The sequence below is a fragment of the Lactococcus sp. LG1074 genome (assembly GCF_017309525.1).
GTDB lineage: Bacteria > Bacillota > Bacilli > Lactobacillales > Streptococcaceae > Lactococcus > Lactococcus petauri.
The window spans coordinates 46623-64716 of the sequence record NZ_CP071294.1 but is presented as its reverse complement, the minus strand read 5'-3'; the positions used below and the strand labels follow the sequence as shown (position 1 = coordinate 64716).

Here is an 18094-nt window from a genome sequence, read left to right as displayed (position 1 = left end):
CTATGATATTCAAAAGTCTAAAGCGTAAGCTCATATTTTATGGAGTTACTCTTGGATTAGTTCTTTCTTTAGGAATAGGAGCAATCTCTAGTTTTACTACAATGATTTCAGTTGTCAGTATCAATGGGGCTCAAAATAATGATGATGGCGGAGGTTTTGGAGATTTTACAGGAGGCTTCACTCCAACTGTTCCAAAATATTCAGAGATAAAAGGTGAGGGGCAAATATCCGATAAGGTAGCCCAACTTGCAGTGGGAACGGCAGTGAAATATCATCTCTTACCTTCCGTTATTCTGTCTCAATATGCGTATGAGAGCAGTTGGGGGAAAGCTCCTTCAGCACTCATAGACAATAATAATTTCGGGATTACATGGTTTGCAGGAGCTCCTTTTCCTCAAGGAACACCTCGAGGTTTTGGAGGAAGTGAGGGCGGATTTTATATGCGCTTTCCGAACCAAGAAGCAGGGTTTAGTTACTATGGCTTCATGGTTGCCACACAAGATAATTTCAAGATGGCGGTTGGAAAAAAAGACCCAGGTTCTGTCCTTCTCGACTTAGGGAGAGGGGGATATGCGGCTGCAGGTATTACAGAAAGTTCTCCTTACTACACGAACTGCATGTCTATTATTCAGTCTAATCAATGGGTTGCAAAATATGATAAATTTGCTATAGCCCATTGGAAAGATTCTGACTTTAACTTCGGAAATGGTGGAAATTCTGGTAATGGCACGATAAGTTCTATCGAGGGTCTGCTTGGGAAACAAGTGGGAGATGGTCAATGTTATGCTTTATCAAAATTTTATGTTAATCAAATATCCAACTTTAATTTAGTAGGACTGAATGCTTATGCGATTGGTCAAGATAACGTTCAACAATTTAGAGCACATAGTTGGAAAGTTATATTTAACCCTAAAGCAAGTGACTTAAAAGCAGGGGCTGTGATTAACTGGTATCCTGGTCCTGTCGCAGATAGCCAGTATGGACATACGGGTATCATTGCTTCAGTAAAAGGAAATGCGTTCTCTACTTATGAACAAAATATCGCAGGAGTTCAAACCGTTCAAAAGATGAATAGAACATGGGATAGTTCAATATCCAGTATATGTATTCCGCCTAAATAATTTTAATGAGAGGTTCAAATGAAAACAAAAAAAATATCAAAAAAAACTCTAATTGTTGCTGCAATTGCCATTTTGTTTGTGGGTGTTGCCTTAACAATTTCGCTTGCAAGTCAGCAACCAACTGAGCCAAAAAATATGGTTGAAACAGACTTTATAATTAAAGATAGCAGCAAGCCTGAAAAATCAGAAACAAGTGTAGCAAAAGAAGAAACCACTGCAGTAGAAGAAGTAAATAATATGAATTTAGACTCTCCAGAAAATCAAGAAAAACTTTCGTTTGTAGAAGATTTTCTTGAAACATATTGTAATTACTCTTCCATTGATGAACGTAATCAGAACATTAAAGATTTGCTTACACCAGAAATGCAGAAACATATGAGTGTTGATGTATCTGTCCCTGTAACTATGAAATCTACGAGCGATTCCATTGAAATTTATCAAGACGCAGAAGGAAATTTCATTGGATTAGTAAAGCAAACTATTGCCAAACGACCACAGGTTCAAGTCTATAAAGTTCAACTTAAAAAGACGGAAACATCATATCTCGTCTCACAGTTTAGCTCGCCAACAGCAGACTAAATTTACGAAAGGAATTAAATAATGTTAAATAAAGGTTTTGTAATTGGACGCCTTGCAAGTGATCCAGAACTACGGTTTACTGATAGTAATTTAGCCGTTGTACGTGTCAATATATTCTGTCAAAGGGAGTATAAAAATAACCAAGGAAAGCGAGATAATGATGTATTCTCGCTTTTATTTTATCGAGAACGAGCAGAATATTTTGCAAAATATGCAAGAAAAGGTTCGTTAATTTTTGCAGAATACAATCTAAAAAACAATAATTATATAGCCACTGATGGAAAAAAAGTATATTCCAATGACATGGTTGTTTCCAAATGGAATCTTCTTAGTAGTGTAAATCAAAGCAAAGCAGTTAATAGTGAAACTGCAGCTCCTAATCAAAATACTGCACCGCAAGTAGAACAAAACTTGCCATCAGAACCACCATTTCCACGTGACATAGAGGAAGGTTTCCCTTCTTTTGATTTTCCTCCGTTACCAGAGTAGAAGGAAAGAAAAATGCTAAATATAAGTACAAAAATTTACAAGATAGTAGGCACAATATTTTTTATTATTGCATGTGGTTTCTCAGGTTTTAGTTTCTATACGACACATCACAATGAGATAAAAACAACTCATGTGGGTGCAAAAATGGAAAATAATGACGAGTCTCTTGTCTTTAAAAATGCTAGTTACTATAAAAATTCTTCTCTACTTGAAGTTGAAATGTTCTACCAAGGAAGTTTAGGCAATGGACTTCAGGAGCTAAAAACAAAGATATATAATGCTCAAACAGGGGAAGAAATTCAGGGAAAACTTGAACAAATTAATCTCAACTACTACGTTGTGTTTATTCCAAAAGTTGAAAATATTAAGCAAATACTTGTTCAAATGTTGACTTCTGATCCTAAAAATTCTCAAACTAAAGAGCTTGGAACTATCAGTATTACTCAAAAAAATATTCAAGAAAAAGGAACATTTGAGAAAAAGACAACGGAATATTATGAACAAAGATACGTTTCAGATTTAACTTCTGATGCCAAACAAAGCATCAAAAACTACGATGAAAAAATTAAAAATCTGACAAAAGATATTGAAAAATTCGAAGAAGCAAACGACCGCTTACGTACGAAACTTGACTTTGAAACAGCCGATGAACAGAAACAAACGAACTCCGAAATTGACAGCAATCTCTCTCAAATTGAAAGTGTTCGTGGTCAAATTCAAGAAGCTAAGAAAGCCCAACAAAGTCTTAAAGATAAAATATCTTTACTTGAAAATAAGTAAAAATAATCTCGTTAGAGAAGAAGATTTTTTATCGTATGCTAAACAATCTAGGGGAAATCTTTAGATAAAATAGCATACGTCATAGTGACGGGTAATTAAACAGGACTATCCGTCACTGTGACGTGTGCTATTTAAGTTTAGTAAAGACAAGGGTTTTGAAGTAATCGTCATTTTGACGGATTAACGTCATAGTGACGATTTAAATGTTCAAACTGACCCCACTCTAAAAACAAACCGCACTGCGGTTTCCGTCAATTTTGACGGCAGTTTTCCCTTATGCTCTACCCACTTTTTACTACTGTACGTCATGATGACGAATAGAAGTAAATTAATGAAATGAAGAAGATGGAAGGTACTCTCAAAAATGGGACGATTAGATTTACGAAATGTGCCAGATGAAATTATGTATTCACTCTCAATCGAAGCAAAAAAAGAAAAAAAGTCGAGAGAAAGATACGTAAAAGACTTGCTCATTGAGGTCACTAAATTAAAAAATACAAAACATGAATTGGAAGAATTAGAAACAAATTTTTATCAATCAATTTTACCCGTTTTGGAAAAACAAAATGAACTTTTAAGAAGTCTTATCAAAAAGTTTTAAGGAGTAGCTATGGAAATTAAAGTTAGAAATGTTCCTGAAGATGTCGGAATAAAATTAGCTCAGCAAGCTTCAAAACAAAAAATAAGTCGTGAAGAATATATTCGTCGGATATTGTATTCAACTTCTCTTAATACTTCCGAAAATAATCTCTTTCATTTTAGAACAGAGGTTATGCAAAAATTAGCTTCACAAATTGAATACACCAATAAAATATTAGAAATGTTTGGAGAAAAAGAATGACAGAAAAAGATAGAATTAATATTATTATTCGTCGTGAGAATAGTCCGTTAATCTTTGATTATATGATGAAAGAAAAATCAGAAAACCCCAAAAATAGTTATACGGAGATATTAAACAATGCAATTAGTGAATTGATCCAATTAAGAGACCAGGCACTTACAAAAAATGACTGGACAGGAATGCGTTTGGCTCTTCGAGCAACGGAAAAAAATTCTCACCTTGCTTTGGAAATGCTCAACAATATTCTATTAAATTCTCACTATCCACCATCATTGATGTATAGAGATAAATCTCTGCAACTTGCTCAAGCTGAAACAAATTGGAAAGATTTAATGCAAGGCTTTCAAGCTGAAAAAAGCACAAAAAAAGCTCCTTCACTTCAAGACTTTGCTCAACCCTCAACGGAAGACAATGAAATACCGTCATTTGATTTCAAGGAGTAAAGTTAGATGGTAGGAGTAGTCAGTCACTTTAAATTTGCGACACCTGGTAATCGCAAATATAAAAACTATATTAAGTATATGGCAAGAGATGAAGCTAAACGAGCAGAAGTCTATAGAGATGAAACAAACTTTGCTTTAGATGATTTAAAAAATACAGATTACGATAACTATAATAAGTATATGAGTAATCCAGAAAAGACAAGTGGGCTTTTCAATAACTCCTCTAATCAACTCTCAAATGGAGATGTCCAGGCACTCAAAAAGCAGTTTCAAGCAGCTCAAAAAGCAGACTCTAATATGTGGCAGATAGTTGTAAGTTTTGATAATGAGTGGTTAGAAAAGTTTGGAGCATACAACTCAGAAACACATGAGGTGGATGAAGCTGTTGTGATGAATTCGGCACGTAATGGAATGAATAAAGTTTTAGAAATATCTGGCATGCAAAATGCAGTTTGGTCTGGCGCAATCCATTACAATACAGATAATATTCATATTCATTTAGCAATTGTCGAGCCATGTCCTTCAAAAGAAAAAAAGTGGTACAAAGATAAAGAAACGGGTAAATGGAAGCATGAGCGACCAGGTTATATGCCTTACAAGGCGATTGATAATTTAAAAAGTCAAGTGGCTAATCATATTGCGGATCGTAGCAAAGAAAGAATAAAATTCGATACGCTTATTCGAGATAAGATAGGTAATCGAGAAGAGTTACAAAATAAACTTCATGCGTCTTTCCAAATGCAAAAGATGTATAAAGAACTGCATCAATCACTTCCAGAAAACAAGCAACTCTGGAAGTACAATAATAATGCAATGAATGATTTTCGTAGTCAAATCAATAAGATTTCTCAATATTATATTGACCACTTTTGTCCTGAAGAATTTGAGGAGCTTAAACAATCTCTGGATAAAGAAAACGACTTTATTAAAGAAACATATGGCGAGAGTAAAGTACATCCTGGACGATTTAATGACTATAAAGAAAATAAAATGCATACACTTTATAGCAATATGGGAAACACCATATTAAAAGACCTCATGAAATACGACGAGGAAGTAAAAGGCAATAAAAATCAACACACACAATTAAAATATCAGTTCTCACAAGAACCACGTGTGAACCTTCAGTTATTGAAAAGAAGTTTTCAAAAATCACGTGAAGAAGTTAAACGGCAACAAGAATTCGAGCAACTTCAGTGGGAAATTGACCACAGTTTATAATTCATCTACAACTCCTCTGTTCAACAGTCGAGTTTTTTATTTTATCTTAGAAAGGTTATTCAATGGCACGATTTACAGACGAACAAATTGAAAAAGCAAACAAAGTTTCTATACTGCAGGTGGCAGAATCTCTTGGAATTAAAGTGCATAAAGTAGGAAACAGTAAGTACTCTTATCGCAGTGTTGAAAATTCAGGACTCGTATTTTCTGAACTTAAAAATACTTTTCATATGCACAGTTCTTTGTTTGGACAAGCAGCAGGAACGGGAGGTTCTGTTATTGATTTTGTAAAAATCATGACGAACCTCAATTTCCCTCAAACCGTCAATAAATTACTTACAGAAAATTATGATCAAGTAGAAATTAAAAATGAAAGTTCTTTCAAAAAAGAACCTTTTAACGATTATTTCAATCGCTCAGCGGACAATAAACAAACAGCAGTAAAAAATTATCTTATCAATGAAAGAAAACTTGATGAGAGGATTATATCCCACCTTATGAGCAAAAACTACATTAAAGAAGATTATTATAAGCAAGCTGTTTTTTATCATGCTAAACATGGTGTAAAAGTAGGCGCAACGGTGCAAGGAACTGTATATGATCCCGAGAAGTTTGGGAAAAGAGGGCGGTTTAAAGGGATTGCTAAAAACTCCGAGTCTGGTTTTGGATTTAACGTACAATTGGGAGAAAAAGTCGAAAAACTTTATGTTTTTGAGTCCCCCATAGATGCTTTATCTTACTGGTCACTTCATCCAACATTAAAAAATTCAATGCTCGCTTCAATTGATGGTTCAAGTACAAAATCAAACACTGTGTTTAACATCATGAACTATTTGGCAATGGAACATAATTTTGATGACGAAGAAGATATAAATAAATTCCAAGTCTTACTCGGCATGGACAATGATGCGCCTGATAAATTTGGGAAACGTTCTGGTCAAGACTTTATTCAAAAATTCTTAGATTATCCAATTGTTCGTCAACAAGCTCCAGAGTATAAAAATAATCGTCTCTTCATTGATAATAGCCCAAACAAAATGTTTAAAGATTGGAACGATCAATTAAAATTTGTAAGACAGTTAGAGGTTTCCCCTCAATTTATCAATCCAGAACGTCATCAATTTGCTCAAATTTCAAGACAAAAGGACAAATATAAAGTCGAGTTTATTGGTAATGATGTACCTGAAGAATATGTTAATCAACCTGTAATTTTTGATGCGACAAGCAAAGAAGAAGTGATTAAGCTACTCAAAACTTACGATTTTCAACGTATTTCAAAACATGACTTGCAGAGATTTGGGTATGATGCATTAAATAGAAAAGAAACTCAAAAAGAAATTTCAACTCCAGAAACATCTCAAGAAATGGAGTTTGCTTAAACATTTTATAAAAAGGAAACATTATGGAAAACACACACACAACCTCAAAATCTTTCAAACTTAATACCTTTTGGCTCAACCTATTAATCCTCATCCGTGAACTTTATCAAGCCTATTATAGAGTTTTTATCCCTGCAGCTCTCCTTTCACTACTTTTACCTTTACTCAAATCTTCTCCTCAATTTATTAAAGAAATAAGAAGTATTGAATCGCTACTTTTGCCGTTCAGTTTTATTTTTCTTATTTTGATTGTGACATTTAAAATGACCAACGGTCATTTTTTAAGAGAAAACATTTTTAAAAATTCCCTCAACTTTGTTATTCGTCATAGAAGAAAATTAATATTACTCCTCTTTGTTGGGGGATTTCATGGTCTTTCTGAATTAACAACTTATTTATCTGGGAAAAATTTTAATGAATTATATACAAGTATCGTTGTCGCAGCCTTAGCACTTTTCTTACTTGATTACTTTATCTTAGAGCTAAAAGACAGTATCTCTGATGATGTCTTTAATAAATCCCACGTATTCAACTCTGATCAACCTTTGCTTGCTTTAACTTCACTCGGAAAAGAAAAAATTTCTGTGTTGAGCCTTCAAAAACAATATGGTTTGCCTAACCAGGTAATGCACGGGAAGATAGAATTGCATTTAAAAGGGGTGCTTACTCCAGTTCGACGCCCCTTTATTCGCCTTTCAAATTCCGAAGAAGAACTCCTTAATTCATCCTATACTCATTTTCTCTTTAAACTTCACAAAATTATTCAATTCTTTTGTGCTGCAGCTCTCACTTTAAAGGGAAAAAGTTTGAAGCAAGTAAAAGATGTTTATTTTGAAAAACAAAAAACAATGTCGCCAAAACAAAAGACCGGATACACGTTCATTATAAATATTAGTGTCATCCTTGCCTTTTTCATTCTTAAAGTATGGCTTACAAAATAACAACGGAGGAAATAACAATTGAACAGAAACGAACTTATACAAGCCCAACAACACTTTATCTCTACGTTTCAGACTTTAACACGTGAAGATAAACTAGAATTTTTAAACTTTAATCGCTATCATCATAAACGACCAATACAAGATGTCATCTCAATCTTTGTCCAGTACCCTGAAGCTCGCTATCTGGGGTCTTTTGATTTTTGGAAAGATTACAGTACAGAATCGAGCGTTCAATTTGGTCAAAAAGTTGCGGTTAGACTTTATGACAAACAAGGACGTCTGTCCGAACAACTCTTTGACATTGCACAAACAACACTTCATACAGTGCCTGACATACGTGATACTGTCCTTTCTGACCGCTTATTGACCAATTCTCTTGCAGAACTGACAGGGAATGACTATTTTATTGGTGAGGAACATTATGGCCAATATTTTGAAAGTATTTCAGACTCTATCGAGCAATACATAAAGGAGCATGTCCCTGCAGCTGCTCTTGAGAGTTACTCTCCCAAACAACAAAGATTAGCTCTGACTCTTGCAAAATATAACATTTGTGAAGAGTTTGGGGCTTTTTTAGAGGACAGCGAGCGTTATAATGCCTTTCTTGACAAAATAAGTACATCTATTGATGAAATGGCCCCTGAAGATAATTTGTTGCGTACCTTTGCTTTGGGAAATAATTACTCCAAAGAACTTTCAACACAAGTTTACAGCTTGTATGAAGAAGTTGAAAAAAGGACTGAAAATTTAGTCCAGGAACAAGCTACCTTGAACCAAAAAATTGCATCTCTCGATAGTGATTTATCTTTTGATAAACCTGATGTATTTGATGCTCAAAATGAAATCTCTGATACAAAAGTTGAAGAAAACTTAACTGAAGAGACCGAAATTTTACCTACAGAGGAAAAATCTGTCTCAGATAATATTTACAATACTACGGTACCCACCCTCACTTTTAAAATTAATGATGACTTAGGTGCTTTATTTATTCAGCTTTATTCTTCTGATCAAGTACAAAGGGGAAATGCTCAAATTAGTCCTGCATTATTGACAAGTCCCAATATCGGTAGTATTTCTGATGAAGAAAAAATTCAAAATGCTCAAAGGAGAGAGGAAATTATTTCTGCTGTTCAAAAATCTCCTGATCTGGCTTTAGATTTTATCAAAGAAGTGAATGGAAGAATTAGTTGGAAGAAAGATGGAACGAATATCTATGATATTCTTCCAAGCATTGACTATACAAATCTTTCTTGGGAAAGTATCAGTCAAGGTTTGGAGGAAGTTTCCCCTCAATATCACAATCTCGTCCATGAACCAAATCATATTCAAGAGCACCAACAACAGACTACTGAAGGAATAGATGAGGCTCTTACTTCAGATAAAGCATTTTTGGAAGCTGTAATTGAACATTTTGAACTCCCAGATAACTTTATTGTCACACAAGACGAATACAGCACAGACCTCATAAAAGGGAACTTCTGGGGGACTGAGAATGTTCTTTCTCTGGATGGGGAGTTAGAAGTTTCGGGAGCTGCTTCTGTTATAACTGAAATTAAAGATTTTGAGAAAAAAGTTTTACAATACTATTCCGACTACATAAATCAAGAGTTTCAATACAGAGTGGGGGATATTCTCTTTCTCGAAGGGCAATATATGGCTTCTGGATATGATGAAGAGCTTATAAAAATTTCTTCTCTTCCTGAAGACAGTTCTCAACCGATGTCTACTGAACAGGCGGTAAGGAGAATTGTAGATAACCGTGAGCCAACTGACTACAACTATCACCCTCAACTAGAACTCTACCGTTATCAAACAGTTAAGGCACGCCTTGCGACTGATGAAGAGATAGAGATTTTCAATGCGACTAAAGATAAGGCTACTACAAAAGAAGTCAACCTCTTTGATACTGAAGAGGATATTTTAAAGCCTTCCTCTGAAACAATTAACTTTCAAAACGAAAGTTCTGATACAAAGACTGAAGAAAACTTAACTAAAGATGTTCAAGTTTTAGCTGCAGAGGAAAATACTTCTCCAGGTTCTACAATTGAAAATAAAAGTCTAGAAAATATACGAAATGAAAGATTTCGAGAAGAATTTCCAAGTGCACATGAGAGTTGGCTTCAATATTCAGAAGAAGAGCTTGTTAAAGATTTCTTGGAAGGAGATTCTGGAGTTGAACTGACCGAAGAAGCAGCTCGATTTAATACAGCACTTTTTCAAAGGTTCTATGATACTGAATTTACAGAACAACAAAAAGAACAAATAGTACACCTGATTGATCGCTGGGATAAGATGGATTATGGATATAGTGGAGGAGTTAAGAATAAGGATATAAATGAAGCTATTGAGGAATTACACCAAATAATCAAACACCCCTCTTTAAAAGTTGAGTCAAAAAATGAGAACAATAACACTTCAGATAAAACATTCTTGGAAGCAGTCATTCAACATTTCGATCTTTCCGATAAATTTATTATCACACAAGATGAAACCAGCACAGACCTTGTAAAAGAGAATCCTTGGGGAACAGAAGTTCTGCTTTCTTTGGATGGAGAGTTAGAAGTATCTTCTGCTTTTTGGGGCTTAACAGATGATAGGGACTTCGATAAGAAGGTAAAACAATTCTATTTTGACTACACAAATCAAGAGTTCCAATACAAAGTGGGAGATATTCTCTTTCTCGAAGGGCAATATATGGCTTCTGGATATGATGAGGAACTTATAAAAATTTCTTCTCTTCCTGAAGACAGTTCTCAACCGATGTCTACTGAAAAGGCGGTAAGGAGAATTGTGGATGATCATGAACCCGCAGACTACAGCTATTACCCTCAATTAAAACTCTACCGCTATGAAACTGTCAAAGCACGCTTAGCCTCTGATGAAGAAATAGAGATTTTTAATGCGACTAAAGATAAGGCTACTATAAAAGAAGTCAACCTCTTTGATGCAGAAGAAGAAATTTCAAAGTCTTCCACTGAAACAATTGACCTTGATGTTCCCTCCCCTGAAGAAGTTGAACAAGTACGTGAAAAGGAAATTAAAGAGGACTTACAATGGGGTTCTGGTGTTCGAGAGGGAAAATTTAGAATATATGATTTCTTTAAAAATTACGCTTCTCTCACTGACCGGATTTCTTTTTTGAAAGACGAATACGGTGTGGGTGGTCATTCTGCTTTTGGAGAAAATAAGTACACACAAATGCATGACGCTAAGGGCTTACGCTTTTACTCAGATAATGATGATGTCTTACTGCCTTGGAAGAACATTGCCGAACGATTGGACTTTCTCATCGCTTCTAATGATTATCTTACCTCTGAAGAACAAGAAAAATATAAAGCTTGGAAGTCAGATAAAGAAAAAAACAACCAAGATTATACGAATGAGAACGATTCAAAATCTGAAGACGAAGACTTAACGCTACTTTCAGACGATGAACTTCTCGATGGTTTACGTGAAAGTTACAATACCATGATTGGGAAGAACGGTAACGTTTATAGAAAAGGTGCTTTTACACGTTGGGCAGAACTTCGTTCAGAAGAAAGTAGAAGAAGAACTGCAGCAGAAAAGAACAATAGCGAAATCTCGCTATTTGATGTTCTTGAAGGTACTCCTTCTAACAATGAAAGTAAAGATGATGGTTGTACAATTACTGAAGATAAAATTGCTGAAGTAGTTCCTCAAAACTACCAGGATAAGGTCAACTTTATTTTCCCTGAAGAGAACATTTATCCTAAAACTCCACGTGAGAAAGTCGAAGCAAATATTGAAGCTATTCAGCTCGTCAAAAAGCTTGATGAAGAAAAGCGTTTGGCCACTCCTTTTGAGCAACAAGTTCTTGCACGATACGTGGGATGGGGAGGTATTGCGAACAAGTTCTTTGATGAATCCAATCCTGTCTTTGAAGAAGAGCGAAATACTCTTAAAAAATTGGTGTCTTTAGCAGAATATTCTGCGATGCGTGAGTCGAGCCTTACGGCCTATTACACAGACCCTCAGCTTATTCAAAAAATGTATGCTTCACTTGAAAATCTAGGGTTTACAGGTGGGAAAATTCTTGACCCTTCGATGGGAACAGGAAACTTCTTCTCAACACTTCCTGAAGCTTTACAGGACAATAGCGAGCTTTATGGTGTAGAGCTGGATAAAATTACAGGGCAAATCGCAAAACAATTGCATCAAGCGACAAACATACAAGTGACGGGCTTTGAGCATACAAAATTTGTGGACAACGCTTTAGACTTAGTGATTACCAACGTTCCCTTTGGGCAAATTCCTATCGTTGATAAACGTTATGAAAAAAATCACGTCATCCATGATTACTTTATAAAACGCTCCCTTGACTTAGTACATGAAGGGGGCTTTGTTGCTGTGATAACCTCTACAGCCACGATGGATAAACGAGACGATAGAGTACGTAGCGAACTCGCACGTCAAGCAAACTTAATTACTGCAGCACGATTACCAAAAAATGCATTTACTGCTATTGCGGGAACTGACGTATCGAGTGACATTCTTATCTTCCAAAAAACAAGTACACCCGACCCTTCGCCCGAATGGTTAGAAACTACCTCCCTCAGTGATGAGAGAGGCAATACGGTTCACTATAATAAATATTTTGAGAATCATCCTGATCATATTCTTGGCCATATCAAAATTGAAGCCTTTAATGGTGGAACGCTCTCAATTACACCCGAATTTTCATTGGATGACCTTCCAATGGAATTAGGAAATGTCCTTTCTGATACACAAATTGACATAAAACCTTTTGAAAAGAAGGATAAGACACTTCAAGTTTTAGAAGAAATCAAGTTACCAGGTCAAACGGAAGATTTTAACATTGAGCCTTATACCATTGAAGTTATCGAAGGTGTCCCTTACTATCACAATGGAGAAGAAGTCGTCCAACACCAAAAAACGTCTAGCATAACATTGAATGCTAATGAAACCAGACAAAATCAATTGAATCGCTTTGAAAAAGTTAAAGATAGAATTTTTGATAAGAAAACGTCTTACAAAAATATCTTTTCTGGTTCAGGTTACTTTGATTCATGGTCAAATTTCATTTTTACCCCGGCAAAAGCAAATACTCCTAAAATCCCTCATGAGGTCTTGGAAATGCTCAATGATGGTTATGACCAAACTATACACGAAGACCATCGTTATACCGTTTCGAAAGGGAAAGATAACCTTCTTACTTTAACCGTAGAAGAAGCAGTAAGTACAAAATACAGCTATACACAAGACTATAACTCTCGAGATGTCAAAGCGATGCAAGGGATGATTGACTTGCGCCACAGTTTACAAGATGTTCTTAATATTCAACGTATACATGACATTTCAGAACCTGAGTACAAGGTAGAATATGAGACGTTGCTTCGTCGTCTCAATGATAAATATGATACCTTCGTGAAGAAATATGGTGCAGTAAGTCGTCCCGAAAATGCAACACTTCTACGTCGTGATGATTACTATCCTTTCTTGACGTCTATTGAACAAGAAAAAGAAAATTCTATTACCCACGAAAAAGAGTACAGTAAAGCCCCTGTATTTTTTGAACCAACCATTCAACCTCTCCCACAATCGGTAGTGGTTTCCTCTGCAGGGGATGCACTACTTGCAAGTTTGAACCACAAAGGGAAACTTGACTTTGAATATATGACTGATGTTTATGAAGGACATACACGTGAGGATATTATTCAAGAACTTGGCAATCAAATCTTCTATGAAGGAAACGGGCAGTATGCGACCAGAGAGGAGTACCTGTCTGGAGATGTTAAGACAAAGCTCTCTCTTGCCAAAACGAATAATGATTTTGAAGTCGAAGACTATGATTGGTCAGTAAATATACAAGCTCTAGAAGAAGTCATTCCGCTTGATTTGCCCTTAAGTGATATTAATTATCGATTGGGCGCACGTTTTATTCCAATTCCTGTTTATCAACGCTTCTTAGCAGAGCAGTTTGAACAAAAAGGTTATTATGATGACGATTATAATGCTGATTGGATAACGATTGAGTATGACGAAAGAGGGGATAGCTATAAAGTTGCTGCACGAATGGAAGGAACTTACGGTCTCCGAGATAAATTTGGATTGGCTTCCAAAAATTATCCCGGAGATAAACTTGCGACAGAACTTTTAAATTTACGTGATCCCAAAATTTACAAACCAGACCCCAACGACCCAACAGGTAAAAAACGTGTCCTTGATGAGGTTGCGACTGAAGCTATTCAAGATAAAGGAAAAATGTTGACCTCAGCCTTTAAAGACTGGGTCTTAAAAACTCCCGATGTACAAATGGAAATCGTTCAGATTTATAATGAGAAATTCAATCGTTACGTGGGGCGGACGTATGACGGGTCTCAATTGACGGTCAATGGCCTAGCAAAACAGTTTAAACTTCGCCCTCACCAAGCAAATGCGGTCATGCGTGCCGTGATAGAAGGACGTGCAGGGCTTGCCCATGAGGTAGGTGCTGGTAAAACTCTCACACTGCTTGCCAGTGCAAGAAAAATGAAAGAATTAGGTATTGCTCAAAAGCCTCTTTTTGTCATCCCAAAACCTTTGGTCGAACAATTTGGTCGTGAAATTTACCAATATTTCCCTGAAAGTCATGTCTTGATTGCACAGTCTGAGGACTTCCAAAAAGAAAATCGCAAACGCTTTGTCAGTCGTATTCTTACAGGAAAATACGACTTTATTGTTATTGCGGACTCTCAGTTTGGAAAAATTGCGATGAGTAAAGAGTACCAGGAACATTATATTCTTACTCAACTTGAAGCAGAACGTTCAGCTATGGAAAATATGGATGACAAGTCCTTTACCGTGAAGAAGATTGAGCAACGTATTAAACGGATGGAAAAATCTTTAGAAGACCTCCAAAAGAAAGATACCGACTCCTTTATCAATTTTGAAGAACTGGGTATCGACCTTCTTGTGGTCGATGAAGCTCACAATTTTAAAAACCTTGCGCCAATGACGCAATTGGAAAATGTCAAAGGCATCTCTGATACACGAAGCCAAAAAGCAATGGATCTCCAACAGAAAATTGAATATCTTCAAAATCAATATAATTATCGACGTGTCATTTTCTCAACGGGTACACCTCTCTCTAATTCTGTGGTTGAAATGTACACCATGATGAGATATACAGAGCCTGATGTCTTAGCACGTTATGGTGTTTTGAATTTCGACACGTGGGTGTCGACCTTTGGAATGATTGAAAATAATTTCGAATTAACTGCAGCAGGGACATTTAAAATCAATCGCCGCTTTGTCAAATTTGGCAATATGCAAGAATTAATGAACATGTTCAAGGAAACATGGGACATTCAAACCTCAAATATGCTTGATTTACCTGTTCCTGAAGCAGAGATTATCACACATAAAAGTCCGATTACTGAAGCTCAAAAACTCTACACAAACGACTTAATTCAACGTGCATCGAACATTGAAAGAGGTTTTGTAAAACCTTGGGAAGATAATATGTTGCGCATTGTGGGAGAAAATAAAAAGTTAAGTCTTGATATGCGCACCCTCGATGACAAATATTATACTGCAGAAGATTCCAATAAGCTCCAACAAGTTGTCAATACAGTATTTGATATTTATAAAAAATATGATGAACAAAAAGGCACTCAAATTATTTTCTCAGATATGTCTGTTCCATTAAAATATAGAAATTCTCAAGCTAAAAATACTGACGAAACGATCAACTCCTTTTCTGCTTACGATGAAATAAAAGCAGCGTTAGTCAAAAAAGGCATTCCAGAACAGGAAGTTCGTTTTATCCATGAAGCTACAGATAAAACAAAAGCTGTCATGATGCAAGAAATGCGTGAGGGTAAAATACGTATTTTACTTGGCTCAACAGGGAAAGCTGGAACAGGTCTAAACGTTCAAGACAAGCTTATTGCAGTACACCACCTCGACGTACCTTGGCGCCCTTCAGATGTTATACAGCGTAACGGTCGAATTATCCGACAAGGAAATGAAAACGAAAAAGTTCAAATTCATTATTATATTACTCCTGGTACGATGGATTCTTTCTTGTGGCAAACACAAGAAAACAAAATCAAATTCACGGAACAAGTCATGGAAGGCACCTCGACGTCAAGGGAAATGGAAGAAATGGAAACAGCTATTCCAACTGCTAGCCAACTTAAGGCTGCCGCAAATGGTAACCCTCTACAAGCCGAATTTATGCAAATTGAGATGGAACTCCAAGGATTGGAGCGCTCTCGCAATCGTTTTTATGAAGAACAGGCCAGAAGTCAAGAACGTGTCCTTAAAGACCAAGAAAAACTCCCCCAAGCCGAGAAACTCTATGAAAAACAACAATTAGACGTTCAAAATGCAAAGGACACTCAAGACAAACCTTTTGAATTAACCTTACATTTCAACGATCAGTCTAAAATTTTTACAGAAGAAGATAAAAAAGCAGATGTAGGTCTTGCTTTGGTTGGACGTATCAATACGAGCCTTGCGGAAAATAATCTTCAAGCAAATAAAATCATGCAACATATTGCGACATACCGAGGTTTTGAAATTTATCATAACCCTTCCGCTTCAGTCACAGGTCAAACGACAATGGAAGAACATCTCTTTATGAAAGGTCATGCACAATATAGCTGTATGGTCTCTTTAGAGAGCCCTACAGGCATTCTTACTCGATTGAACAATAGAATTGATGAGGGTATTGAGAAGTCCGCAGCAGCAACACTTAAAGATATTTCACGACTACAATCGGCGATTGCACAAACCGAAGAGGATAAGGCTAAACGCTTCCCCGATGAAGAAACCTACAACACGAAAAAAGCTCGCCATACTGAGCTTAAAGACCTTTTAAGACAACAAAAATCAGACGATGTCACAGCCGTTCGAGATGTGACCGATGATTTCGATATGGAAATGTAAAAGAAAGAAGAAAAATATGAATATACTTAACAACTGGCAACTCCCCCTTATCCTTGTACTTTGGGGAATATTAATTTTACTCGCCTCTGAGGCAGTTCAATTTATTTTAAATAGCTTTAAAAATAGAAAAAAAGAAACCAAGGAAATTAAGAAATACGAAGATGAAGAAGACCAAGATATCCTACTTTCTTCTCCAAAAATAAAAAAAGAACGTCCAACAGAGTACCTCGATTTACATTTTCACTATAAAGTGACCTTACAAGAAAGTCGAAATGAAAAAATAAAGTATATTTTTGAAGAAGGAAAACAAGGAGTTGTTCAAGTCAAGCCCATTTTCCGCTATGACAGACTTAAAGGGGTCGAAATCACCCAAATAGACCTTAAAACAAAGCTACTCACCCAAGAAACTTATTATTTTGATGAGTTCACCAATCGTCACCTCCGACTGAAAAGCGTTGAAAAAATCGTCGGTACACAATATATTCTCGTCGATGGAACATCAGAAACAAATCCCCAACCTGAGATAAAGAACGTTCATTATTTTTATTTAGAAGACATTCAAAAAGGAAATACGCCTGAATTATTAGAACTACTCGGTGTACCTAAGAAAATGTTCAAGGAAATTCAAGCACTTTTCCCTGATTTCAACTACTCTAAAGATTTTTATGATAAATACAGAGAAAATCCCTCCGTTGATGATCTTTTAGAGCTTGCACATCAACAAGGAGGAACGACCACAGGACAATTGACTACTTTCTACGGTTGGTTCTTTAGGGATTGTAAAGACCCTGAATCTGGTGAGGACTTTAATATCCTTGAAAAAAAAGAAGATGAGTTGTTTGGCGAGTACATCAAATTCTTTGATTTCTACTATACTTATAATCGCTACTCTAAAAAATATTGTGAAAGCACTTTTGATGAATACCTCAACCAGCATCACGCAGAACTTGATTTGGACTCTCATTACACTCCAAGACAAATCAAAAAAGAAAAGACAGAAGTTTCTTGTAAGGTTCTGTTTATTAAGGATGGTGAAGTTGTAAGAGAAATCCCTGAAGATTTACCTCGATTTATTCTTGACCAACAACTTAAATCTAATGGATGGGGCTATTCTGGATCAGCCTTCCAAAGTCCACGTGACATGATTCTATGGATAGATTGTAAACATCAAAAAACACTCGATTATACGGCACTTCTCTCTGAGAGTCTGATAGGGTTTGACGAAGAGAACGGACTTCCTTTGTTTCATTTTATTGATGATGAAGTCGTTCCTTTAATCGCAAATGAACACAACTGGTTTAAGGCAAACTATACCTCTGAAGCGAAAGTCACTTCTAATGACTGGATTTAAAAATACCATAACTTAATAAATATATTTTAACTGAAA

Annotated in this window: 12 protein-coding genes; all 12 read left to right on the top strand. The window is 35.9% G+C overall.

Annotated features, from left to right (window positions below):
* The first annotated feature begins 2 nt into the window (after nt 1-2).
* The 12 genes from J0J36_RS10340 (at nt 3) to J0J36_RS10285 (ending at nt 18058) form a co-directional block, all read left to right on the top strand.
* Nucleotides 3-1121 (top strand): glucosaminidase domain-containing protein, encoded by a 1119-nt coding sequence (locus J0J36_RS10340; protein WP_003136429.1) that lies wholly within the window; start codon nt 3-5, stop codon nt 1119-1121.
* A gap of 18 nt (nt 1122-1139) precedes the next feature.
* Entirely contained in the window at nt 1140-1700 is a 561-nt protein-coding gene (locus J0J36_RS10335) for an EF0163 family protein (RefSeq protein WP_206886811.1), read from the top strand.
* Nucleotides 1701-1721: 21 nt separating this feature from the next.
* Nucleotides 1722-2189 carry a single-stranded DNA-binding protein gene (locus tag J0J36_RS10330; protein ID WP_206886810.1) on the top strand — a complete coding sequence of 156 codons (468 nt, stop codon included), beginning with the start codon at nt 1722-1724 and terminating at the stop codon, nt 2187-2189.
* A 12-nt stretch (nt 2190-2201) separates the two neighbouring features.
* Nucleotides 2202-2969: a hypothetical protein gene (locus J0J36_RS10325; protein ID WP_003136434.1), complete on the top strand. Its 768-nt coding sequence runs from the start codon at nt 2202-2204 to the stop codon at nt 2967-2969.
* A gap of 364 nt (nt 2970-3333) precedes the next feature.
* Nucleotides 3334-3570 (top strand): hypothetical protein, encoded by a 237-nt coding sequence (locus J0J36_RS10320; RefSeq protein ID WP_003136435.1) that lies wholly within the window; start codon nt 3334-3336, stop codon nt 3568-3570.
* 9 nt (nt 3571-3579) lie between these two features.
* On the top strand, nt 3580-3810 hold the full coding sequence (locus tag J0J36_RS10315) for a hypothetical protein (RefSeq protein WP_206886809.1): 231 nt from the start codon (nt 3580-3582) through the stop codon (nt 3808-3810).
* Nucleotides 3807-4253 carry a hypothetical protein gene (locus J0J36_RS10310; protein ID WP_003136438.1) on the top strand — a complete coding sequence of 149 codons (447 nt, stop codon included), beginning with the start codon at nt 3807-3809 and terminating at the stop codon, nt 4251-4253. The genes J0J36_RS10315 and J0J36_RS10310 overlap by 4 nt, the downstream gene beginning before the upstream one ends.
* A 6-nt stretch (nt 4254-4259) precedes the next feature.
* Complete coding sequence (gene mobP2, locus J0J36_RS10305; RefSeq protein WP_206886808.1) at nt 4260-5474, top strand: MobP2 family relaxase; 1215 nt, start codon at nt 4260-4262, stop codon at nt 5472-5474.
* A gap of 62 nt (nt 5475-5536) precedes the next feature.
* Nucleotides 5537-6853, top strand: a complete 1317-nt coding sequence (locus tag J0J36_RS10300; RefSeq protein ID WP_206886807.1) for a DUF3991 and TOPRIM domain-containing protein — start codon at nt 5537-5539, stop codon at nt 6851-6853.
* Nucleotides 6854-6876: 23 nt separating this feature from the next.
* Nucleotides 6877-7794 (top strand): hypothetical protein, encoded by a 918-nt coding sequence (locus J0J36_RS10295; protein WP_206886806.1) that lies wholly within the window; start codon nt 6877-6879, stop codon nt 7792-7794.
* A gap of 18 nt (nt 7795-7812) precedes the next feature.
* Nucleotides 7813-16707 carry an SNF2-related protein gene (locus J0J36_RS10290; protein WP_242520672.1) on the top strand — a complete coding sequence of 2965 codons (8895 nt, stop codon included), beginning with the start codon at nt 7813-7815 and terminating at the stop codon, nt 16705-16707.
* A 16-nt stretch (nt 16708-16723) separates the two neighbouring features.
* Nucleotides 16724-18058: a hypothetical protein gene (locus J0J36_RS10285; protein WP_206886805.1), complete on the top strand. Its 1335-nt coding sequence runs from the start codon at nt 16724-16726 to the stop codon at nt 18056-18058.
* The last annotated feature ends 36 nt before the right edge of the window (nt 18059-18094 follow it).